Below are 22349 nucleotides of genomic sequence, written 5' to 3' on the forward strand. Positions count from 1 at the left end.
GCGGTATGCCTTAGCTGTTATTAAATGGCATCGGTGCCGGTTTCACCTGTGCGGATACGAATTGCCTGTTCAAGGCTAACCACAAAGATTTTGCCGTCACCGATTTTTCCGGTATTAGCCGCTTTGCTAATAGCCTCAATCACGTGATCTAATTGCGAAGCTGCAATAGCAACTTCAATTTTGACTTTTGGTAGGAAATCAACAACATATTCGGCACCACGATATAATTCAGTGTGCCCTTTTTGACGACCAAAGCCTTTTACTTCAGTAACGGTGATACCTTGCACGCCAATTTCTGATAGCGCTTCACGTACATCGTCTAATTTAAAAGGTTTAATAATGGCTGTTACTAGCTTCATGAAACATCTCCCGTTTACGGTGGCCTCGCCCCAGGATTGCGAACCCGAGGCTAAGTCTAAGGGTAGCGCTAAGATTTGTAACGCCTCTTATGCAAATTTCGTTGATTAATACGACGAAAAACAAACATAACAAGCTAATTAAGATAAAGCACAAAGCTTGCCAACTTTTAAAAATCATTAATTTTCAATAAGTTACATATTTTAAAAACTGCTATTAAAAAGAACTACAAAAGATTACTTGCACTAAATACGTGCAATGCACCATTTTGACCCTATCACTTTATGCTAAACTGCAAGCTGCATTTTTAACTGATGTACCTATAGGTACTCCTGCTATGTATTCTCTGTGGATTGCAAACAAAAACTATTCCTCATGGTCATTACGCCCATGGCTACTACTAAAAGCACTAGATGTTCCCTTTAAGGAAAATCAAGCTTTTTTCAATGATGGCGCTACTAGTTATAGCCAGTTTCGCCAATTCTCTCCCACCGGCTTAGTGCCTTGCTTAATTGACCACAGCACTGTTATTTGGGATTCATTAGCTATCTGTGAATATATTGCTGAGGACTTTCCTAATGCTTGGCCAGCAGATCGAGTAGCGCGTGCTTGGGCCCGTAGTGCCTGTGCAGAAATGCATTCAAGTTTTCTCGCACTACGCGCTCAGTGCCCAATGAATTGCAACCTGCGCACTCAAGCAGACTTAACCAATAGCAGTTTGCAGCAAGACTTGCAGCGGTTAGAGGAGTTATGGTCTGAAGGCTTAGAGCGTTTTGGCGGCCCATGGCTGGCGGGAAAGTCTTTTAGCATTGTCGATGCTTTTTTTGCCCCTGTTGCCTTGCGCATTCAGAGTTATAATCTGCCTTTGTCAGAAAACTGTTATGCTTGGTATGAGCGCATACTGCATCGCCCTGCCACCCAAGCATGGCTTACTGCGGCTGCACATGAGCCTCAAATTAACCATTAAAAAGGATTGACTATGCTGCAACCTAAAGCCATTTTTGACGCTATTGGCACACAAGCGGTCCGCTTATTGAGCAACTCAGCATTACCAAAGGCAGAGTTAGAAGCTCAAATGAAAAGCCTACTGCAAGGTGCATTCAATAAGCTAGACTTGGTTAGCCGTGAAGAGTTTGATGCTCAAGTGGCTGTATTAGCACGCACACGTTCGCGTTTAGAAGCACTAGAAGCTAAAGTGCTCGAGTTAGAGCAGCAGCTACAAAGTACTAAATAACACAGCACTATATCTATCCACTCACACCCCTGAGTGGATAGTGCATCTCTTTCGCAGCTGGCCCCTTATGGCTCAATCGCCAGTAGCTGTACTTCAAAAACTAAAGTGCTGTTTGGGCCAATCCACTTATTAATAGCTTCAGCTCCATAGGCATATTCTGCAGGTGTCACTAACTTAATTTTGCTACCAACTTGCACTAAAGGTAGCACTTGTTGATAAGCTTGAATAAGTTTATTTAGGCGAAAAACGGCGGGCTCTCCACGCGTAATTGAGCTATCAAAAATATCACCAGTTATAGTGCTGCCTTGATAATGACAACGAATACTATCAGTTACTTTAGGATAGTCTCCATTACCTTGCACTAGCACTTGATAGGCTACACCAGTTTCTAGCACCACCACATTGGTTTGCTGCTTAAATTGCGCTAAAAACTCAGCACCTTGCTGTGCATTGAGTCTTGCTTGTGCTTCACGCTTTTTCTTGAGCAGCTCTGCAACGCTCATAAGTACTCCTGTAAAAATCAGCGCACTTTATGCAGCAAAGCCTAATAAAGCAACTAATCTTTAACTAACTATTGTTTGTATAAGGAGTGTTGCTATGTCGCTTGCTTGCGTATTTAGCCGTGCTCAAATTGGCGTAGAAGCCCCATTAGTTAATGTTGAAGTCCATCTGAGCAACGGCCTTCCCTCGTTTACTTTAGTCGGTTTACCTGAAACAGCAGTCCGTGAAAGCAAAGATCGGGTACGCAGCGCTTTAATGACCTGCGGTTTAGAGTTTCCTAGACAACGCATTACACTAAACTTAGCCCCTGCCGATCTCCCTAAAGAAGGGGGTCGCTTTGATTTAGCTATTGCACTAGGCTTGCTAGCCGCCAGTGGGCAAGTGGCTACACAATTGTTAGATAACCTTGAATGTTTAGGTGAGCTCAGTTTATCTGGAGAAATTCGCCCAGTAAAAGGAGTGCTGCCAGCTGCGCTAGCGGCTAGAGATGCCCAACGTGCACTTATTGTTCCCACTGCTAACGCTGAAGAAGCTAGCCTAGCCTCTGGTTTGACTGTGTATGCAATAGGCCATCTGCAGGAGCTTATTGCTCACTTTAGTGGGCAAAATACTTTACAAGTTTATCAAGCCACAGGTTTGTTTAATCAAAAAATTAATTATCCTGATTTATCTGAAGTCCAAGGGCAGCAGGCAGCTAAACGCGCCTTAATTGTTGCCGCTGCTGGGCGCCATAATCTTCTTATGTGCGGCCCTCCAGGAACTGGCAAAACCTTATTGGCAAGCCGCCTTCCAGGGTTACTCCCAGAACTAAATGAAAAGCATGCATTAGAAGTCGCTGCTATTCACTCTGTTGTCAGCTTACAGCCTTTAGATCACTGGCCACAACGACCTTTCCGACAGCCTCACCATAGTGCCTCAGCGCCAGCTTTAGTAGGTGGTGGTAGTCGTCCACAACCAGGTGAAATTACCCTTGCTCATCAAGGTGTCTTATTTTTGGATGAGTTGCCTGAATTTGATCGTAAAGTCTTAGAAGTTTTACGTGAGCCTTTAGAGTCCGGTGAAATTATTATTGCGCGCGCCAACGAGCGGGTGCGTTTTCCAGCTCGCTTTCAGCTGGTTGCAGCGATGAACCCATGTCCTTGTGGCTACTTAGGCGATCCTTCTGGACGTTGCCGTTGTTCTCCTGAAATGATTAGCCGCTACCGCAATAAATTGTCAGGCCCTTTATTAGACCGCATTGATATTCATGTGCAGGTTAATCGAGAAGCTTTATCTTTAAATACTCCCCCTACGCCTGGTCTATCAAGCAAAGAAGCCGCTCAGCAAGTGCAAAATGCACAGCAAATTCAGCAAGAACGTCAACAATGCAGTAACACAGAGTTAACCTTGCCTTTACTTAAAAAGTTTTGTGCATTACAAGCTGATGATCAAAAATGGCTAGAAATGGCCGCTGAACGCTTAAATCTTTCGTTACGCTCCACCCATAGAGTATTAAAAGTAGCGCGAACTTTGGCAGATTTAGCACAAAGTAACGAAATACAGCGCCCACATTTAGCTGAGGCGCTGCAATATCGTGCCAGTAGCTAGGCTGCCTTCTTTTCAGTTGGTTTTTTCTTACGTGGCATCACGTACTTCATTAACCCTTGAAACCACATTACCAATGCGGTATTCCCTGAAATTTTAATATCCTTATTTTGTATGCCTTGCATAAAAGCAAGCTGTTTATTTTTTGCAGTTAAGGTTAAAAAACCAAAGGTTGCGTCTTTAAAAGCAATGCTAAATGCAGGATCCTTTGCCACACCTGATTTACTAACAATACGCTGATCGCGCACGATAAAAGTGCGTGCAATCTTGTTATCAAAGGTATGCAGCATAAACACAAGATCTTTGCCTTCTAATTGCTCTTGTAGCTTAGGATTATTCTTACTAGATTTTGCCAATAAGCGTCCCATAGCCCATAACAGAAAGCGAAATTTCATAGTATTCCCCAATTAAAGACGTTAAAAAGCCGACAAATGCTTATAAAAGCTGCCTTTATACAGCTTTATTAACTATTTGTCATAACTTTACTAGGTCGGTTATGAGTTAAGCAATTCTCTAAATTGCTTTCCTGGTTTAAAGGCAACCGTATTGCTAGCACGAATTTTTACCGGTTTTTTTGTCTGTGGGTTTTGCCCTACTCGTGCACCACGATGGCGTTGTTCAAATGTACCAAAACCAACCAGAGTTACTGTTTCTTTAGCGGCAAGGGCTTTAGTCATTTCTTCAAGCAATACATTGAGTACCTTTGCAGCTTGATCTTTTGGTAATTTAGTTTTAGCTGCAATAGCAGCCACCATTTCTGGTTTACGCATGATGTACCTCTAGCATTGTTGTTTTTTTCTAAGGTTTCTACAGCTAACCGCCATGCTTGATAGGTTAGCGGTTTAATCAAGATGCCATTAGCAACGATTGTATAACATCATCATTTAGTCGTTATCCAAATAAAGGTGGTAAGGCTCTATTTAGCTTCATGCGATCACGCATGCTGTCACCTAGTAGTACATAACCTAATAACTGTTCTGCATCCCACTGAGTTAATTTTAGATGCTCACCTTCACCTTCAAGTGTCCAATCGCCTTCAACACTATTATGCGCTAACACTACTGGGCAGGCTGGTGTTTTTAGTGTAATGGGCATAGGCCCGTATTTAACAGCGGTCAAGTTGCCTGTTAAGCTTTGTGCTAACGCTCTAACACCTGCCATGAGTGGCATTATGTATTGCAAGTTATAGCCTTCCACTTCAGCACAGTCACCCAAGGCATACACATGCTCTGCAGATGTTTTTAAGAAGCGATCAGTACTAATCCCAACATTACATGTGATACCAGCCTCTTTAGCTAAGGCTGTACGTGGTTTTAAACCAACAGCGCAGAGTAACAAATCAAAGTCTATTGTCTGACCATTGGTTAAAAAGGCACGCCAACCTGAATCAGGTAATGCTGCTACTTCTTGTACTAGAGTCGCAAAATGAAAACGCGCACCTAACCCTTGCAACGCCTCTTGTAGCTTTTCAGCAGCAGCTTGCGGCAGCAGGTTTGGCATCGGATAAGTGCAAGGTGCTACTAGGTCAACCTCTAAACCACTCAGTATTAAGTCATTGGCAAACTCGCAGCCAATCAACCCAGCGCCCATCACTAGCACGCGCTTTTTACCTTACAATTGTTGGCGAAACTGCGCATAGGTTGCCAAGTCATTAACAGTGTAGATAGGTATAAGTTCTTTACCCACAAAAGGAGGCACAATAGGCTCAGCACCTTGTGCGATCACTAAATCTTGATAAAAAACAGGCTCATTACCTAGATAAACACAGCGCGTTTGAGTATCAATTTTAGTGATTGTTGTATGTGTATAAATGGTTGCATTCAGTTCTTGCGCCATCTCCCCCGCAGTAGCCGTCACCAGTTGCTGTGCGCCAAGTTGCTTAGCTAATGCATTAGATAACATAGGTTTAGAATAAAAACTGCCATCATCTGTAGTAATGAGTAATAAGTTTTTTTCTGAATCAAACTTGCGTATTTCTCGCGCCAAGTTATATCCCGCTAATCCTGTACCGATAATGACAAGTGGCTGTTGTAGCTTGGTATTCATTTCTTATTATCCTTATGGTTACGGATATTTAGTCACCGAACTTAGATGATTCTCTCAGCAAAATCTAGGAATCACTGCGATACATGGTAAGATTTTACTTTCATTCATTATGTATTGTTTAGCCATGTCCTCTTTCGAGCAATGGGGCTCTGAGCCTACCAAACATCCTATATATGATGCTTGGTTGTTTAATCAAGCGCTTCTAACCCAGCAACTACGTGATTTAAGCCAGCAATGCTTCAGTGTTCAGCCGATTGTGGAAGAATGGCAGATCTTGCGCGATGACGAGTGCCAAGCTCTGAATTTACCCTTAGGCTCTAGAGGTTGGGTGCGCGAAGTTTATCTACAAGGGCGACAACAAAACTGGGTCTATGCTCGAAGTGTAGCGGCTCTGAGCCAATTGCAAGCGTTGAACTTCGATTTAGCCAGCTTGGGCACTCAATCTTTAGGCGAATTACTCTTTCAGCAGCATGCTTTTGTACGAGGACCACTACAAGCCAAGCACTACCCAACCCACTTACTACCTCAAGCGATACACTCAGAACAACCCAGCAACACTTATTGGGCACGCCGTTCATGCTTTTCACATGCAGCTTTAACCATTTTGGTAATGGAAGTATTCTTACCTCAGCTTTGGCAGGCCGTTACAGACAACACCTCAATGTAGGTGGAGATAGCATAAACATGTACATTAAATTTCTTAAATCACTGAATAAATTGCATCCTAGAGCTTGGGATTTTATTCAGTTAATGCGCTTTGACCGCCCTATTGGTATTTATCTTTTATTGTGGCCAACATTATGGGCGCTCTGGATTGCGAGCAAGGGCAGTCCTAGCCTTATAAATGTAATTATTTTTTGTTTAGGTGTAGCCCTTACTCGCGCCGCTGGCTGCTGCATTAACGATTATGCTGACCGTGATTTTGATGGTCATGTTGAACGTACAAAAGAACGCCCACTAGCAACAGGTAAACTTAAGCCTAAAGAAGCTTTAATGACAGGCGCCCTATTACTCATTTTGTGCTTTTTATTGGTTTTATTCACTAATATAACGACCATACTTTGGTCATTCGGCGCTGTTGCTTTAGCGGCACTCTACCCCTTTACCAAACGCTATACATTTTACCCCCAAGTGGTATTGGGCGCGGCTTATTCATGGGGCATTATTTTAGCCTTTACGGCTGAAACTGAAAGCGTGCCTGCCTATGCTTGGTTGTTGTATATCGCCAATCTGCTATGGACAGTTGCATATGACACTTACTACGCCATGGCTGATCGTGAGCACGATTTAAAAATTGGTGTAAAATCAACCGCTATTGTTTTTGGCGATGCTGATCGCATTATTATCTTTAGCTTGCAATGGCTTATGCTTGGCTGCTTAGTATTGGCTGGTTCACGCTTTGAATTAGGTGTTTATTTCTACACAGGACTTTTAGTCGCAGCTGTGCTTTTTTGCTATGAGTTTTATCGCACCCGTAATAAAGAGCCACTAGTGTGCTTTCATATGTTTTTGCATAACCACTGGGCTGGCTTAGCTATCTTTGTTGGATTGGTAGCTCACTATGGCTTAGCGAATTAAATACACAGCAGTAGCTTTTGTGATGCATTGTCATATAACTGCAATAATTTCGTTATCTAATGTAAACATAACTAATGCAATTATTGAGAACAGGACATGACTGGCAAGCGTATACTTATTGTTGATGATGAAGCGCCTATTCGAGAAATGATTATGGTGGCTTTAGAGATGGCAGGTTACGAATGCCTCGAAGCAGAAAATACACAGCAGGCGCACAGCATTATTGTTGACCAAAAACCTGATTTATTACTGCTGGACTGGATGCTACCAGGAACCTCTGGCATTGAATTTGCCCGCCGCCTTAAGCGTGATGACCTGACAAATGAATTACCTATTATAATGCTCACGGCAAAAGGTGAAGAAGATAATAAAATCCTCGGACTAGAAGTAGGTGCTGATGATTATATTACTAAGCCTTTTTCACCACGAGAATTAGTTGCTCGATTAAAAGCTGTTCTGCGCCGTTCAGGCATTGTAGATAACGACGACCCTATTGAAATTGGCGAGCTCATTCTTGATCCAGTTAGTCAGCGTGTTACAAGTAGCGGTAACCCTATTAACTTAGGCCCTACTGAATATCGTCTTTTACTATTCTTTATGACTCACCAAGAACGTGCCTACACACGAGGTCAACTACTTGATCAGGTGTGGGGAGGAAATGTGTATGTTGAAGAAAGAACTGTTGATGTACATATCCGGCGGTTGCGTAAAGCACTTGGTGAAAAACATGAAAACTTAGTGCAAACCGTACGTGGTACAGGGTATCGTTTCTCTACCAAGATCTAGCAAGGCACTATTATTGTGAAAGCAAATTGGTCGCAACGATTATTCGCTAAACTATCGTTGATTTTTATTGCTTGTTTATTGCTTGGGGCAATCACAGGCTTTTATGCATGGTCATTCGTTATTGGTTTAACCTTAATTGTTGCTTGGCAATTTAGGCAATTATTGCGCCTACTTAGTTGGCTTGCACAGGAGCAACATAGCGAGCCTCCGAATAGCTATGGTCTATGGGGTGCTGCCTTTGACAGCATTTATCACCTGCAACAAAAAAATCAACAAACACAAGCAGAGCTAAAAAGCATCATCACACGTGTGCAAAGCTCAACATCAGCACTCAAAGATGGGGTTATTACTTTGGAGGCCAATGGCACTCTTAACTGGTGGAACCCCGCAGCCACCCGAATGTTGCGCCTTAAGCATCCACAAGACAGCCAGCAAGCTATTTATAATCTTATTCGGCATCCTCATTTTAAAGAGTTCTACTTAGGTAATACTGAGGATGAATTTATTCTTGAATCACCTTATAACGATCAATTAATACTACAGTTTCATCGCACTCGCTTTGGTGCTGGCGAGCAAATGCTGCTAGTGCGTGACGTATCCCGTGTGCATCATCTTGAGCAAATGCGTAAAGACTTCGTTGCCAATGTTTCTCATGAATTGCGCACGCCACTTACTGTTATTCGTGGCTACTTAGAAACCTTGCTTGATAATGCTGGCGAGCGATTAAACCCACGCTGGTCACGCGCGCTACAACAAATGCAGCAGCAAAGCGAGCGTATGCAGCTTCTCGTCAACGACCTGCTATTGCTGGCTCGCTTAGAAACAACAGAGCATGCCACCCATTACATGGAAGTAGACTTAACCTCCCTCTTACAAAATATTGTGAATGATGCACAAAGTTTATCTGCCGAAAAGCATTCCATCTCTTTAGAGGTTCAAAGTGCTGCACATATTTTCGCAAGCGCCAGTGAGCTGCATAGCGCCTTTGCCAATATCATTTTTAATGCAGTAAAGTACTCCCCTGACGGTGGTGATATCAAGGTCAGGCTATGGGAGGACGATGACAGTATACATGTCTCTGTGCAAGACCATGGCTTAGGTATTGAAAGCAAGCACTTACCCCGCTTAACTGAGCGTTTTTATCGCGTTGATTCTAGTCGTAATAGCCAAAGTGGAGGTACAGGCTTAGGTTTGGCTATTGTTAAACATGTGCTATTACGTCACCAAGGCAGCTTAGAAATTAATAGTGTTTTAGGCCAAGGCAGTTTATTTATTTGTCACTTTACAAAAAATAATTATGAACAAATTACTTGAACTTAAGGCTTGATTTTCTATCTAGCGAGCCTCATTCTTTGCATTCCTTAATAACTGAGAGACCCAAATGGATCCTGACCCCGGAGCTGCTTCTAGCTTTATTGCTGATTTTGGCTTATTAGTCGCTGCTATTGCTTTAATTCTATTAAATGGATTTTTTGTTGCTGCAGAATTCTCCCTCGTAAAACTCCGTGCTACTCACGTTAAAAGCTTAACTGAACACAGCAATTGGCAAAAACGTATCCTACAAAAAGTACACGCCCAGTTAGATGCTTATTTGTCTGCCTGTCAATTAGGTATTACCTTAGCTTCCCTAGGTTTAGGCTGGGTAAGCGAACCTGCATTTACCTTCTTTATAGCCCCTGTTTTAGAAACTATGGGTATTACTTCGCCTCTCATAGTCCAAACAACCAGCATTATTTTGGCCTTCTTGTTAGTTTCCTACTTGCATATTGTTGTAGGTGAACTAGCACCTAAATCTTGGGCAATCCGCAGCTCTTACGCTGTAGCTCTATGGACTGCACCGCCTTTATTTGTTTTTTACTGGCTAATGTACCCTGCTATTTTTTTGCTCAACAGCAGCGCTAACACCATTTTGCATTTTATGGGGCAAGGCAAAGTTAATGAGGCTGACTCCAGTTATAGCAAAGAAGAACTTAAACTTATTCTAAATGCACGTCACCATCATGACCCTACAGATGAGAGTATGCGGGTTATGGCATCTGTTGCAGAGTTTAATGAACTAGAAGCCATTGACTGGGCAAACTCACGGGAAGATTTAATTTTCTTAGAGCGCGATACCAGTCTTATCCAAGCACTGGACATCATTCGTTTGCATAAGTACAGCCGATACCCTATTTTTGAGCGAGAAACCGAGCGTTTTATTGGCCTTTTGCATATTAAAGATCTATTACTTGCGATGGCGGAATTAAAACCTAATCAAAGCGGGCAGGATCTTACACTGGAAGATATTATGCGCCCAATTGATCGCGTAACACCTAATACACCACTTCCTGAAGTACTCCAAAGTTTCCGCAGTGGTGGCGCTCATTTTGCATTAGTGGAGGAAGCCGATGGCAAAGCTATTGGCTATCTCACTATGGAGGATGTGCTAGAGATCTTTGTAGGTGATATTCAAGATGAATATCGCAAAGCGAATCGTGCCTTAGTCACCTATAAACCCGGCAAGCTACTTGTACGTGGGGATACGCCGTTGTTTAAGATTGAACGTGAACTACATATCAACCTTGATCACGTAGAGGCCGAAACCTTAGCAGGCTTAGTCTATGACACTCTAGGCGGTGTACCAGAAGAAGAACAATCCATTGAAACTAGCGGTCTACATATCAGTATTAAAAAGATGAAAGGCCCACGCATTTTAATGGCAAAGGTTGTGTTAGCTGAAACAGTTGAGAAGGATTAATCAATCCCCACCAACAGCAAAGTTTGGCAGGCTATCAATTGGCTGGTTGAAGTCAAAAGGAATGGACTCAACCGCCAAGCCAATATTGCGTTGCACCACAAAATGCAGGTGCGGCCCAGTACTGTTACCTGTATTGCCTGATTTAGCAATATAGCTGCCGCGCTCAACGTACTGCCCTTCGGACACGCTCACACTGCCTTTTTGTAAGTGCAAGTAAACACCCATAGTACCATCGTCATGCAACACTCGAATAAAGTTACCTGATGGGTTGGTACCACGGCCTGTCTGATTATTTTCCGTTTTAACTACTACGCCAGAGCGGGCTGCCACAATAGGTGTACCTACTGGCATGGCGATATCTAATGCATAACGCCCTTTAGGCGTAAAGTGACTATAACGGCCGTTTGCACCTTGCGTTAAACGAAATGGGCCGCCTTTCCAAGCTAGATCATACAGGCTAGTCGTAGGTTTCATACGAGGATCACCCAAAGCATAACGCAGCTTAGGTTTATAGGTCATTTTTTGAGCTGGGTCTGTAGGCGCTAAGGTCACTAAGCGAATAGCAGTACGTGGCTGTAACACCCAACTAATTGGCTTATCAGGTGCACCTGATACATTGACTAGGTCATTAAGGCTTAATTGGATTTCAACGGGGGCAAATAGGTCATTGCGCACAATTAAGGTTTCACCGGCTTTATGTCGCTTAGTTTCAAGGCGCACGTCTTTGTCTAAGCGTTCAACCATCCTGTCGTTGAACACAAAGATCTGCGCACCTTTAGTAACCTTATCTGTGTAAGTAACTACACCATTTTCGTCCGTGTACTTATAAATGGTGACTGCTAATGCAGGTGTACTCAACACGAATGCTAAGAATGTCAATAAACCTAAACGATACATAAGCAATGCATTGTGCTAAAGAAAGGAGCTAAGCATAGCTGAATTACGCAGAATAGCCTTTGCGCAATGTCATAAAAATAAAACTAAAAAGCCAGCAATATGCTGGCTTTACTAACTAGCTCACACCTAGTGCTGAGCGGCTTGCTCTGCTTCTTCCATGCGTTGTAACTCTTGTGCGTATAACGCATCAAAGTTAACAGGTGATAGCATCAGTGCTGGAAATGAGCCACGAACCACCATGTTATCTAATGCTTCACGTGCATACGGGAACAGGATAGATGGGCAAAATGAACCTAAGGTATGGCTCAACTGTGCTGGCTCAAAACCTGATACTAAGAAAATTCCAGCCTGTTGTACTTCAGCAATGAAGGCCACTTCCTCAGTTTCACCATTTTTCACAGTAGCTGTTAACGATAATATGACTTCATAAAACTCAGAGTCATCTAAACGTATTTGCTGCGTATTGAGCTCCAAACCAACAGAAGGCGCCCACTCGCTGCGAAAAATTTCAGGACTTTTTGGCGCTTCAAATGATAAGTCTTTGACATAAACACGCTGCAGTGAAAACTGTGGTGTTTGTGCTTCTTCTGTACCTATATTTTGTTCAGACATTACATCTTCCTTTAATAGAAAAATTAACCTTGCAGCAGTGTGTCTAACTTGCCTGCATGCTCTAGTGCGTACAGATCATCACAACCACCAACATGTAACTCATTAATCCAAATTTGCGGAACGCTGGTACGATTCGCCTTAGCGATCATTTCTTGGCGCGCACTAGGGTTTCCATCCACCTTAATTTCAGTGTATAGGATGCCCTTTTGGCTGAGCAACTGCTTTGCTCTATGACAGAATGGACAGTAATCACTAGAATAAATTGTTACTTGGGCCATTATTTCACCAATGGTAAGTTGTCTTGTTTCCAGTTTGTAATACCGCCTGATAAACGTGCCACGGTAAAGCCTGCTTTTTTCAGATCGGTACAAATAGGACCTGAATGCACGCCATTAGCGCAGATAATTATAATGGTCTTAGCTTTGTGTTTTTCAAGCTCACCCATACGACTTTTTAGTTTATCTGCTGGGATATTTAATGAGCCTGTGATGTGCCCTTGGCTAAAATCTTTAGCAGGGCGAATATCAACAACAATACCCTCATCCTTATTGACCAGCCCCGTTAACTCGCGGCTAGTAATATTACGTCCGCTACGACTTGAGCTTTGCAAAATAAATAACACCAATAGTACGACAAAGATACCCGTTAAAATGTAATGGTTTGCTAAAAACTCTATTAATTGCGCAATGAAAGTCATTTTTCAGATCCAAAGAAAAAATAATCGGCTGAGTATACACAGAGCATGCCCCACCATGCATCCTTTAAACATGACTATAGGTGCAGATATCGGTAAACTGAGTACTTATTTCTGTTTTGCCCTGCGAGAATCCCTATGTCTTTTGCACCTAAACCACTGGTCTTAATCATTTTAGATGGCTTTGGTCATAGCACCACGCCTGAACACAATGCTATTTATAGTGCCAACACACCTGTCTATGATCATTTATTAGCCAATTATCCACATGACTTAGTATCAGGTAGCGGCTTAGATGTAGGCTTACCAGATGGACAAATGGGCAACTCTGAAGTTGGACATATGAACCTAGGCGCTGGGCGTGTTGTATATCAAGACTTTACACGCATTACCAAAGCCATCAACGAGGGTGATTTTTTCACTAACCCTGCATTAACTTCAGCTGTAGATAAGGCAGTAAGCGCTGGCAAAGCAGTACATGTTATGGGGTTATTGTCTGATGGTGGAGTGCATAGCCATCAAGATCATATCTTTGCCATGTTAGAACTGGCAGCCCAACGTGGCGCAGAGAAAATTTATCTCCATGCTTTCTTAGATGGTCGTGATACGCCACCGCGCAGCGCACAAGCAAGCTTAGAAGCAGCCGATGCTGTGTTTGCCAAATTAGGTAAAGGCAAAACGGCCAGTTTAATTGGTCGTTATTTTGCTATGGATCGTGATAACCGTTGGGATCGTGTTCAACAAGCCTACGACCTAATAGTAGAGAGCAAAGCACAGTTTACAGCTAACAGTGCTGTTGAGGGCTTAAATGCGGCCTATGCGCGCGATGAAAATGATGAGTTTGTTAAAGCTACGCGCATTGGCGAAGCCGTAACCATGGAAGATGGCGATGCACTGATCTTCATGAACTTTCGTGCGGACCGCGCGCGCGAAATCACCCGCGCCTTTGTTGATGCTGAGTTTAACGGCTTTGAGCGCAATCGCAGACCAGCACTGAGCAACTATATTATGCTCACCCAGTACGCGGCTAACATCAAAGCGCCTTGTGCTTTTGCTCCATTTGAATTAAATAACGTTTTAGGCGAGTACCTCGCTAACAATGGAAAAACTCAGCTACGTATTGCCGAAACAGAAAAATATGCGCACGTTACCTTTTTCTTCTCAGGTGGACGTGAAGAGCCCTTTGAGGGAGAGGAGCGTATTTTGATTCCATCGCCACAGGTAGCCACCTATGATCTCAAACCAGAAATGAGTGCTCCTGAGGTGACAGATAAAATTGTTGAAGCTATTGAACAGCAACGCTACGACGTTATTATTGTGAACTATGCTAATGGCGATATGGTTGGCCACACTGGCGTGTTCAGCGCTGCGGTAAAAGCGGTAGAGTGCTTAGATGCTTGCTTAGGTCGTATCACCCAAGCTTTAGATAAAGTAGGTGGCGAAGCATTAATTACTGCTGATCATGGCAATGTTGAAAAAATGGAAGATGAATGCACAGGACAAGCCCATACTGCGCATACCTGTGAGCCAGTACCCTTTATTTATATCGGAAAACGCCAAGTCAACATGCGCTCAAACGGTGTATTAGCTGATGTTGCGCCTACCATGCTGACCTTAATGGGTATGCCAATTCCTCAAGAAATGACAGGGACTAGCATTATTACCTTAAAATAGAACTAGGTCGCAGCGGTGGCTTCCACCTGTCACTGCTGCTCCTTTACAATGACGCATCGATGACTTCTTAGGCGGTTTATGAAACACAACCTACTAGCGTATTTGTTAGCCAGCAGCCTTTTTTTGCCTTTGCTTTCTCATGCTGATGAGCGGGCGCAAGCACGCGCACAGATTGAGCAAGCGCAAAAAGACATCGATGAACTAAAACGTACAATTAAACAAATTCAAGATCAAAAGTCAGCCGCAGAGCAAAATCTAAAACGTACAGAAAGCGAATTAGGCAACTTAGAAAAATCCATAGAATCGCTAGAAGGCGAGCAAAAAAAAAATCTTCAGCAACTAAATAGCTTTCAGGAACAGAAAAAAAAACTGGAACAAGCCCGTTCTGAGCAAGAGAAACTCGTCGCTATTCAAGCTAGGGCTGCCTTTCAATCAGGCACTCAAGAACCTTTACGCCTGTTATTCAACCAACAGCGCCCAGAACAACTTTCACGTAACCTAACCTATTACCAATATATTGGTCAGGCACGCGTTGAACAAATACAAAGCTTTAAGCAAACCCTCGCTAAAATTGCAGAAATTGAGCAGCAAATTAATAACAAGCAAAAACAACTAGCACAGCAAAAACAACAATTAAGCGAAAAGCAAAAAGAAATTGCCAACCTACGTCAAGAGCGTCAACGGCAGATCGCCCAGCTCAACCGCCAACAGCAGCAGCGTAGTAATAAGTTAAGTGTGCGCGAGAAAGATCAAAAAGAACTGAATCGCGTCTTACAAAATATCGAACAAACCTTGGCGCGCCAAGAGCAAGAGCGCCGCCAACGTCTTGCTGAACAACAACGTTTAGCACAGCAACAACAAACAATACCATCATCTCCAAAACCTTCAGAGCCTAGTGGACCTAGCACCTCTACGCACAGTAATAGCGCATTATCAGGCTTACGTTTTGCCCAAGCCAAGGGCAAGCTGCCTTGGCCCGTCAATGGTAAAATAGCAGCACGTTTTGGTAGTGCTCGTGGTGATGAACGTAGTAAATGGGATGGTGTCCTAATTGCAGCGCCTAATGGCACACAAGTACAAGCTATCCATTCAGGCAAAGTGGTTTTTGCAGACTGGTTGCGCGGTGCTGGTTTGTTAGTCATTATTGATCATGGCAATGGTTATTTGAGCTTATATGGCTACAACCAAACACTACTGAGTAATGTAGGCGACACGGTCAAGGCAGGGCAAACCATTGCCACTGTTGGTAATAGTGGCGGACAAAATCAATCCGCTCTATATTTTGCGATACGCCAGCAGGGGCGCCCTAGCGATCCTGCACAATGGTGCCGCTCTCAAGGCTAACTTTATTTGTTCTACAGGAAACTTACATGCAGCCTATTTCTCGTTTATCTGTTCTTGCTTTAAGTGCTGCCCTTGCACTAAGTGCGTCTCATCTGGCACTTGCAGCGCCCAAAGCTGAAGCCACCTCTCAGGCAGAAAAACTTGAGCAAGGCACAGTTCCTCTAGATGAGCTACGTACATTTGCCGAAGTTTTTGAGCGTATCAAAAACTCTTATGTTGAACCTATTGACGACAAAACCCTACTAGATAACGCCATTAAAGGCATGCTGGACAATCTTGACCCCCATTCTGCTTATCTAGATAAAAATGAAACACGCGATTTGAACGAGCATACACAAGGCGAGTTCGGTGGTTTAGGGATTGAAGTAGGCACCGAAGATGGTTTTATCAAGGTTGTTAGCCCTGTTGATGACTCCCCGGCCGATAAAGCAGGCATTAAAGCAGGCGATTTTATCGTTAAGATTGATGGCAAACCCAGTAAAAGCATGAATTTAATGGATGCTGTTAATAGCATGCGCGGCAAACCGGGCACGAGCATTAAGCTGACCATAGTACGTGATGGTGGTGTGCCTTTTGATGTAGAAGTGAAACGCGCTGCCATCAAAACACAGAGTGTAAAAAGCTCTTTGTTAGAGTCAGGCTATGGCTTAATTCGTATCAGCCAATTTCAAATCAATACAGGTAATGAAGTGGCTAAAGCCATTACCAAACTCCGTAAAGAAAACAAAAACCAAGAACTTAAAGGTATTGTGCTAGATTTACGTAACAATCCAGGCGGCGTACTACAAGCCGCCGTTGAAGTAGTGGATCAATTTATTGACCAAGGCTTAATTGTCTATACCAAAGGACGCATGCCACGTTCAGAATTACGCTTTAATGCCAGCGGCCGTAATGCCAATAATAAAATGCCTCTGGTTGTGTTGATTAATGGTGGCAGCGCCTCTGCTTCAGAAATTGTTGCAGGTGCCTTGCAAGATCATAAACGCGCAGTATTAATGGGAACGGATAGTTTTGGGAAAGGCTCAGTACAAACTGTACTACCACTCAATGGCGAGCGTGCATTAAAAATTACCACTGCGCTTTATTACACGCCTAAAGGCCGCTCTATCCAAGCACAAGGTATTATTCCCGATATTATTGTAGAGCGCGCGCAAATTACCAACGCTGAGACTAATCCCTTTGCAATACGTGAAGCGGACCTTGCTGGGCATTTAGGCAATGGCAATGGAGGCGAAGAACGCCCATCATCAGGTAAAGCTAAAGCTAAGCAATCTTTACAAGAACAGGATTACCAATTGGCACAAGCATTGAACCTATTAAAAGGGCTTAATGTTTTAAAATAGCTATAAGCAAAATGACTGATGCAAGCAATACGATATATTAGCTAAATTTCGTATTGCTTTACCCACATGGACGAATACAGGAAAACAGTAAGTGGAACAAGCTTCACAGCATGATAGCTATAACAAAGTCTATAGAAAATCATGGACAGCTTATGTTAGCTATCTATCCTGCTAGGTGGCACTTGGCTACTTCATCGCTTCATTGAAAATACTGGCTCGCAAATACTTTATACCTTGCTCTTGATGCTAGTAATTATTGACTTACTTTACGTTTTAAGTTTTCTTAGCCTGTGCAGTGTCGCTCTTTACACTAATCAAGATGGCTTCTTAAGTATGTCGTGGTATTTTGCCTTAGAAAAAAGGTGTTATTGGTGTGAAATGGAGAGATTTAAAGGATGCAAGCTATACTCCATACCGAAAAGCTGACTGTTTAAATCTTACTTAATCCACATTGGCCATCGATTCACAAAATCGAGCGAGATTATCTTAACTCGCATGCTTCATGGCGACCAAGCTGTTATAGCTATCAATGAGCAACATGCTGAGCACATTCAAAAAGGCATCCAATAATCCAAACTAACATTGGCGACTATTACATCAACCGCCAATTAGCTTTCTGGAACTGGTGGATAAAGCTTAAAGGTACGCTCTCAAGGCTAAGCTGATCTTGCTCTTTAGTTAAGATCAGCATACAGCCTTCTTCTAAAATACCTGAATGATTAAATTCTAATTCACGCACTTTAACTATTCGCGTTATATCATTTTTATCCAGCCGCTGATGATAAGGCTCACCGGTGTGACCATGAAACATATAGCTAAAAGGTATTTCGTCTAACACTGTGCGTAATTCTTGCATGCCATAGCCGCGGAGGCTGTCAATATCTTTATCATGGCTAATGAGTACATCCAGCAAAGGTGCTTTTTTTAGCAGCTTTTTAAGTTGTTGTTGCTCATATGGCTGAATAAAGCGCGGCTCAGATCTGCCTTTATGATCACCAATACGTCCAATACCCAGCACGGTTAACGACTCACCAGCCAACTGTAGATGTTGTACAACACCTGATTTACAGATAAACACCCGCTGATAACAGTCAATCGCAAAGGCTGTTTCTGCTGTTTGCTGTTCTAACTCATCTAAGAAAGCATGGTCTTCATGATTGCCGCGCACGCACAGCATGTTGATATCTAACTTGTGCAAAAACTGCTCAATCTGGGCGTTAGGTTTAACAAAATGCTCAATAAAACCTAGCTCATCGCGATCATTCTTAGCGTGTTTCAACGTTGCTTTATCCATTGTTTTTATATCAGGATAGGCACCTAAATCTCCGCATTGCAGAATCAAATCGATCTTTTCGCCCGTTTGCTGCTGATACCAGTCCACCATTTTAAAGGGCAACAACAACTTGCCATGCACATCAGCAAAAATGGCAATTTTCATCATAATTCCTAATTAAAGTTGTTCTTTGCTAATAGCCTGCGTTTTGTAATTATTGGGGTTTTCGCTAGCGCCTAAGGCTACTATTCGATAATCGCCCAATGTGGTTGCACACTCATCCAAAGGCTCAAAGTGAAGAACAACCTGTTGTTGCGCTAAGCGAATCTGCACATTATCAGCGGCTTGTTGATCATCAAAATACCTAGCGAATAATTGATAGTCCAGACCTAAACGCTCTAGCTCAGCACAGCATTTTTTGACCGACAACCTTTTATAGTTCCGCAACAAACCCTTATTCAGTGAGAACTTACGCTTATTGGGGCGCGTCAGCCAAGGTAAACCATCACACCAGAATAAAAAGAGTTTGCCTTCGCAAAAATGCAACTCGAAAGTGCTATAACGCCATATTTCCATAGCATGGTGCATGGTGCTTTTGTCATCTGGAGCAAAAAAATACTGTTCGACTTGCTCTGTTGTCCAGCCTAAGGCTACCGCTCCAAACTTACCTGTGCGGATAAACTCCCAAATAGAAATAACAGGTTTACGATAGCTCATGGTTTTATCCATAAAAAAGCCTGCTATTACTTAGCAGGCTGATAGGCAGCTTAATTTAACGCACAGTAATACCACGGCTAGCTAAATAGGCCTTAGCTTCTGGAATGCTGTATTCACCAAAATGAAAAATACTGGCCGCCAATACGGCATCGGCTTTACCTTCTAAAATACCTTGCGCCAAATGCTCAAGGTTGCCTACGCCGCCTGAAGCTATCACTGGAATATTCACTGCTTCGCTAATAGCGCGGGTAACACCAAGATCAAAACCATTTTTCATGCCATCTTGATCCATGCTGGTTAGCAGAATCTCCCCTGCTCCCAAGGCTTGCATTTTCTTTGCCCAGTCAATAGCGTCTAAACCTGTAGGTTTACGGCCACCGTGGGTAAAGATTTCCCAACGTGGCACTTCGCCTTGTGCGGTTACTTTTTTCGCATCCAATGCAACAACTATGCATTGCGAGCCAAAACGACTAGCAGCTTCTGCGACAAATTCTGGGTTAAACACCGCAGCGGTATTAATAGAAACCTTATCAGCACCCGCGTTTAGCAGATTGCGAATATCCTCTACGCTGCGCACACCACCGCCGACTGTTAATGGAATAAACACCTGGCTCGCCATGCGCTCTACAGTATGCAAGGTCGTATCACGCCCTTCAACGCTGGCTGTAATGTCTAAAAAAGTGATTTCATCAGCGCCCTGCTCGTTATAGCGTCGCGCAATTTCAACGGGGTCACCTGCATCACGGATATTCTCAAACTTAACACCTTTAACAACACGTCCATTATCAACATCTAAGCAAGGAATAATGCGTTTTGCTAATGCCATAACAGCCTCCTCAGGTAATTCACAAAACAAAGCCCACATCAAAGTGGGCTTAGCCTTTAATTAGTTAGCATCACAAAGCTGTTGCGCTTGAGCAACATCAAGCGTGCCTTCATAAATAGCACGTCCTGTAATAGCCCCCATAATTCCTGGCTCTTTTGCATCGAGTAATTTTTGAATATCACCCAGATTGTGAATACCACCTGATGCAATCACTGGGATACGTGTTGCACGCGCCAACGCTGCGGTTGCTTCTAGGTTACAGCCTTGCATCATGCCATCTTTAGCAATATCTGTGTATACAATGGCGCTAACACCGTCATTTTCAAAGCGTTTAGCTAGATCAACAACCTGCATATCGCTGACTTGCGCCCAGCCATCTGTTGCGACAAAGCCGTCTTTAGCATCTAAGCCTACAATGATTTTGCCCGCAAAAGCTTTACAAGCTTGAGTCACAAACTCTGGCTCTTTCACTGCTTTTGTACCAATGATCACGTAACTTACGCCAGCGCGTATATAGTGCTCAATAGTTTCTAATGAACGAATGCCACCACCAATTTGAATAGGTAAGTTGGGATAGCGTTTAGCAATGGCAGTGACTACTTCGCCATTAACTGGCTCGCCTTCAAAAGCACCATTAAGATCTACTAAGTGTAAGCGGCGGCATCCTGCTTCTACCCATTTTTCCGCCATACTTACAGGGTCTTGCGAGAATACGGTTGAGTCTTCCATACGCCCTTGGCGTAAGCGCACACAAGCGCCATCTTTTAAATCAATCGCAGGGATAATAAGCATGTATTTGCCTTTAAAATTCGCTAAAATTTACCAACGTCCGTCCCAGTGCACAAAGTTCTGCAATAACTGCAAACCATGTGTATGACTTTTCTCAGGATGAAACTGCACAGCTAACTTACTACCTTGTGCCAGTACCGCAGCAAAATCCACACCATAGTGGCCTTTGCCTACTACCTGTTGCTTGTGCTCTGCTTGCACATAGTAGCTGTGTACAAAATAAAAACGCGCTAAATCAGGAATGCTGTGCCATAACGGATGAACAATACTTTGCTGAACTTCGCTCCAGCCCATATGCGGCACTTTTAGGCGCTCGCCATTTTCATGCACATTGTCTTGAAAACGCTTAACTTGCCCTTTAAAAAGCTCAATACCTGACACACCACCACTTTCTTCGCTATGGCTAAGTAAAGCTTGCATGCCAACGCAAATACCTAAAAATGGGCGATCTTGACTAACTTCCTGAACTAGCTGATCAAAACCTAGGCGTTTGATTTCCGCCATGCAGTCGCCAATTGCTCCAACACCAGGGAATACAATACGATCCGCTTCACGAATAACCTGTGCATCATTAGTCACCAGCACACGTTTTGCACCAACATGCTCTAACGCTTTTGCCACTGAATGTAGGTTACCCATGCCGTAGTCAATAACGGCAACAGTTTGCATCATAGGCTTCCTTTTGTTGAAGGCATGCGACCTTCCATACGTGGATCTAAAGTCAACGCCATACGCAAAGCACGACCAAAAGCTTTAAACACAGTTTCAATTTGGTGGTGTGTATTGCTGCCACGTAGATTATCAATATGCAGCGTTACTTGTGCATGGTTGACAAAGCCTTGGAAGAACTCTTGGAATAAATCCACATCAAAACCACCAACTAAGGCGCGCGTATAGGGCACATTCATGACTAAACCTGGGCGACCTGAAAAGTCTAATGCCACGCGTGATAATGCTTCATCCATAGGCACGTAAGAATGGCCATAACGGCAAATGCCTTTTTTATCGCCAACAGCTTTAGCAAAAGCCTGCCCTAGGGTGATGCCAACATCTTCTACCGTATGATGATCGTCAATATGCAAGTCGCCTTTGCAATGAATATCTAGATCAATCAATCCATGACGGGCAATTTGATCTAGCATATGCTCTAGAAAAGGAACGCCAATATCGAAACGGCCCTCGCCTGTTCCATCTAAGTTAATACTTACTTTAATTTGCGTTTCTAACGTATTGCGCTCAACAGACACCTTGCGTTCGGTCATCACCAGCTCCACAGCGTATGGCTAAGTTCATAGCATTATTTTTTTACAAACACCGCATTATAGGCAGCAAACGAACTAACTGCTACCGATACCAT

25 protein-coding genes and 1 pseudogene are annotated in these 22349 nt (G+C 43.2%); 11 read left to right on the forward strand and 15 right to left on the reverse strand.

All coding sequences use genetic code 11. From position 1 onward, the window contains the following. Positions 1 to 20 precede the first annotated feature (20 nt). Positions 21 to 359, reverse strand: coding sequence for a P-II family nitrogen regulator (glnK, locus tag VQ643_RS12255; protein ID WP_414200084.1), 339 nt, complete (start codon positions 357 to 359; stop codon positions 21 to 23). A gap of 335 nt (positions 360 to 694) precedes the next feature. Here glnK and VQ643_RS12260 point away from each other — a divergent pair, with 335 nt between their 5' ends. Both VQ643_RS12260 and VQ643_RS12265 read left to right on the forward strand, forming a co-directional pair. Then, positions 695 to 1324 carry a glutathione S-transferase family protein gene (locus tag VQ643_RS12260; protein ID WP_414200085.1) on the forward strand — a complete coding sequence of 210 codons (630 nt, stop codon included), beginning with the start codon at positions 695 to 697 and terminating at the stop codon, positions 1322 to 1324. A gap of 12 nt (positions 1325 to 1336) precedes the next feature. Next, the gene (locus VQ643_RS12265; RefSeq protein ID WP_414200086.1) at positions 1337 to 1591 is read left to right on the forward strand and encodes an accessory factor UbiK family protein; all 255 of its coding nucleotides are present in this window, start codon (positions 1337 to 1339) and stop codon (positions 1589 to 1591) included. A 65-nt stretch (positions 1592 to 1656) separates the two neighbouring features. Here the strand turns inward: VQ643_RS12265 and VQ643_RS12270 are convergent, their stop codons facing one another. After that, on the reverse strand, positions 1657 to 2094 hold the full coding sequence (locus tag VQ643_RS12270) for an FKBP-type peptidyl-prolyl cis-trans isomerase (protein ID WP_414200087.1): 438 nt from the start codon (positions 2092 to 2094) through the stop codon (positions 1657 to 1659). A gap of 94 nt (positions 2095 to 2188) precedes the next feature. Here VQ643_RS12270 and VQ643_RS12275 point away from each other — a divergent pair, with 94 nt between their 5' ends. Further along, positions 2189 to 3679, forward strand: a complete 1491-nt coding sequence (locus tag VQ643_RS12275; RefSeq protein WP_414200088.1) for a YifB family Mg chelatase-like AAA ATPase — start codon at positions 2189 to 2191, stop codon at positions 3677 to 3679. On the opposite strand, the gene VQ643_RS12280 is transcribed toward VQ643_RS12275, so the two are convergent. The 3 genes and pseudogenes from VQ643_RS12280 to VQ643_RS12290 all read right to left on the reverse strand — a co-directional run bounded on the left by VQ643_RS12280 (position 3676) and on the right by VQ643_RS12290 (position 5722). Continuing rightward, positions 3676 to 4071, reverse strand: a complete 396-nt coding sequence (locus tag VQ643_RS12280) for an SCP2 sterol-binding domain-containing protein (RefSeq protein WP_414200089.1) — start codon at positions 4069 to 4071, stop codon at positions 3676 to 3678. The two genes, VQ643_RS12275 and VQ643_RS12280, sit on opposite strands and share 4 nt — an antisense overlap. Positions 4072 to 4170: 99 nt before the next feature. Further along, a complete protein-coding gene (locus VQ643_RS12285; RefSeq protein ID WP_414200091.1) occupies positions 4171 to 4446 on the reverse strand; it encodes an HU family DNA-binding protein in 276 nt (91 codons plus the stop codon). A gap of 121 nt (positions 4447 to 4567) precedes the next feature. Next, a pseudogene (locus VQ643_RS12290) lies at positions 4568 to 5722 on the reverse strand (FAD-dependent oxidoreductase). Between the two features lie 124 nt (positions 5723 to 5846). On the opposite strand from VQ643_RS12290, the gene VQ643_RS12295 reads away from it, so the two are divergent. The 5 genes from VQ643_RS12295 (at position 5847) to VQ643_RS12315 (ending at position 10823) form a co-directional block, all read left to right on the forward strand. Beyond that, positions 5847 to 6389 carry a chorismate--pyruvate lyase family protein gene (locus VQ643_RS12295; protein ID WP_414200092.1) on the forward strand — a complete coding sequence of 181 codons (543 nt, stop codon included), beginning with the start codon at positions 5847 to 5849 and terminating at the stop codon, positions 6387 to 6389. Between the two features lie 17 nt (positions 6390 to 6406). Then, complete coding sequence (ubiA, locus tag VQ643_RS12300; protein WP_414200093.1) at positions 6407 to 7300, forward strand: 4-hydroxybenzoate octaprenyltransferase; 894 nt, start codon at positions 6407 to 6409, stop codon at positions 7298 to 7300. Positions 7301 to 7396: 96 nt separating this feature from the next. Next, positions 7397 to 8086, forward strand: a complete 690-nt coding sequence (gene phoB / locus VQ643_RS12305) for a phosphate regulon transcriptional regulator PhoB (protein WP_414200094.1) — start codon at positions 7397 to 7399, stop codon at positions 8084 to 8086. Between the two features lie 15 nt (positions 8087 to 8101). Next, positions 8102 to 9400 carry a phosphate regulon sensor histidine kinase PhoR gene (gene phoR, locus VQ643_RS12310; RefSeq protein WP_414200095.1) on the forward strand — a complete coding sequence of 433 codons (1299 nt, stop codon included), beginning with the start codon at positions 8102 to 8104 and terminating at the stop codon, positions 9398 to 9400. Positions 9401 to 9467: 67 nt separating this feature from the next. Then, complete coding sequence (locus VQ643_RS12315) at positions 9468 to 10823, forward strand: hemolysin family protein (protein WP_414200096.1); 1356 nt, start codon at positions 9468 to 9470, stop codon at positions 10821 to 10823. Here the strand turns inward: VQ643_RS12315 and VQ643_RS12320 are convergent, their stop codons facing one another. The 4 genes from VQ643_RS12320 to VQ643_RS12335 form a co-directional block, all read right to left on the reverse strand. Next, positions 10824 to 11720 carry a peptidoglycan DD-metalloendopeptidase family protein gene (locus VQ643_RS12320; RefSeq protein WP_414200097.1) on the reverse strand — a complete coding sequence of 299 codons (897 nt, stop codon included), beginning with the start codon at positions 11718 to 11720 and terminating at the stop codon, positions 10824 to 10826. It abuts the gene before it with no gap. Positions 11721 to 11846: 126 nt separating this feature from the next. Beyond that, positions 11847 to 12332, reverse strand: a complete 486-nt coding sequence (gene secB / locus VQ643_RS12325) for a protein-export chaperone SecB (protein ID WP_414200098.1) — start codon at positions 12330 to 12332, stop codon at positions 11847 to 11849. Between the two features lie 23 nt (positions 12333 to 12355). Next, positions 12356 to 12610 (reverse strand): glutaredoxin 3, encoded by a 255-nt coding sequence (grxC, locus tag VQ643_RS12330; RefSeq protein WP_414200099.1) that lies wholly within the window; start codon positions 12608 to 12610, stop codon positions 12356 to 12358. Beyond that, positions 12610 to 13029, reverse strand: a complete 420-nt coding sequence (locus tag VQ643_RS12335) for a rhodanese-like domain-containing protein (protein ID WP_414200100.1) — start codon at positions 13027 to 13029, stop codon at positions 12610 to 12612. The genes grxC and VQ643_RS12335 overlap by 1 nt, the downstream gene beginning before the upstream one ends. A 135-nt stretch (positions 13030 to 13164) precedes the next feature. Here VQ643_RS12335 and gpmM point away from each other — a divergent pair, with 135 nt between their 5' ends. From gpmM to VQ643_RS12350, 3 genes are all read left to right on the forward strand, one after another. Further along, positions 13165 to 14700, forward strand: coding sequence for a 2,3-bisphosphoglycerate-independent phosphoglycerate mutase (gpmM, locus tag VQ643_RS12340; protein ID WP_414200102.1), 1536 nt, complete (start codon positions 13165 to 13167; stop codon positions 14698 to 14700). 78 nt (positions 14701 to 14778) lie between these two features. Further along, entirely contained in the window at positions 14779 to 16044 is a 1266-nt protein-coding gene (locus tag VQ643_RS12345) for a murein hydrolase activator EnvC family protein (protein ID WP_414200103.1), read from the forward strand. A 26-nt stretch (positions 16045 to 16070) separates the two neighbouring features. Beyond that, complete coding sequence (locus tag VQ643_RS12350) at positions 16071 to 17387, forward strand: S41 family peptidase (protein WP_414200104.1); 1317 nt, start codon at positions 16071 to 16073, stop codon at positions 17385 to 17387. A 592-nt stretch (positions 17388 to 17979) separates the two neighbouring features. Here VQ643_RS12350 and VQ643_RS12355 read toward each other — a convergent pair. From VQ643_RS12355 to hisB, 6 genes are read right to left on the reverse strand one after another with little or no spacing between them, the layout of a single operon-like run. Next, the gene (locus VQ643_RS12355; protein ID WP_414200105.1) at positions 17980 to 18825 is read right to left on the reverse strand and encodes a metallophosphoesterase family protein; all 846 of its coding nucleotides are present in this window, start codon (positions 18823 to 18825) and stop codon (positions 17980 to 17982) included. A gap of 12 nt (positions 18826 to 18837) precedes the next feature. After that, positions 18838 to 19377, reverse strand: a complete 540-nt coding sequence (locus VQ643_RS12360) for a hypothetical protein (protein ID WP_414200106.1) — start codon at positions 19375 to 19377, stop codon at positions 18838 to 18840. A gap of 55 nt (positions 19378 to 19432) precedes the next feature. Then, positions 19433 to 20203, reverse strand: coding sequence for an imidazole glycerol phosphate synthase subunit HisF (gene hisF / locus VQ643_RS12365; RefSeq protein ID WP_414200107.1), 771 nt, complete (start codon positions 20201 to 20203; stop codon positions 19433 to 19435). Positions 20204 to 20263: 60 nt separating this feature from the next. Then, positions 20264 to 20995 carry a 1-(5-phosphoribosyl)-5-[(5-phosphoribosylamino)methylideneamino]imidazole-4-carboxamide isomerase gene (gene hisA, locus VQ643_RS12370; protein ID WP_414200108.1) on the reverse strand — a complete coding sequence of 244 codons (732 nt, stop codon included), beginning with the start codon at positions 20993 to 20995 and terminating at the stop codon, positions 20264 to 20266. A 27-nt stretch (positions 20996 to 21022) separates the two neighbouring features. After that, positions 21023 to 21664, reverse strand: a complete 642-nt coding sequence (hisH, locus tag VQ643_RS12375) for an imidazole glycerol phosphate synthase subunit HisH (protein ID WP_414200109.1) — start codon at positions 21662 to 21664, stop codon at positions 21023 to 21025. After that, complete coding sequence (hisB, locus tag VQ643_RS12380) at positions 21661 to 22254, reverse strand: imidazoleglycerol-phosphate dehydratase HisB (RefSeq protein WP_414200110.1); 594 nt, start codon at positions 22252 to 22254, stop codon at positions 21661 to 21663. Before hisB ends, hisH begins: the two co-directional genes overlap by 4 nt. Positions 22255 to 22349 lie beyond the last annotated feature (95 nt).

It is taken from the genome of Pseudomonas sp. F1_0610 (genome assembly GCF_047470865.1).
Taxonomy (GTDB): Bacteria; Pseudomonadota; Gammaproteobacteria; order Pseudomonadales; family Pseudomonadaceae; genus JAZDRH01.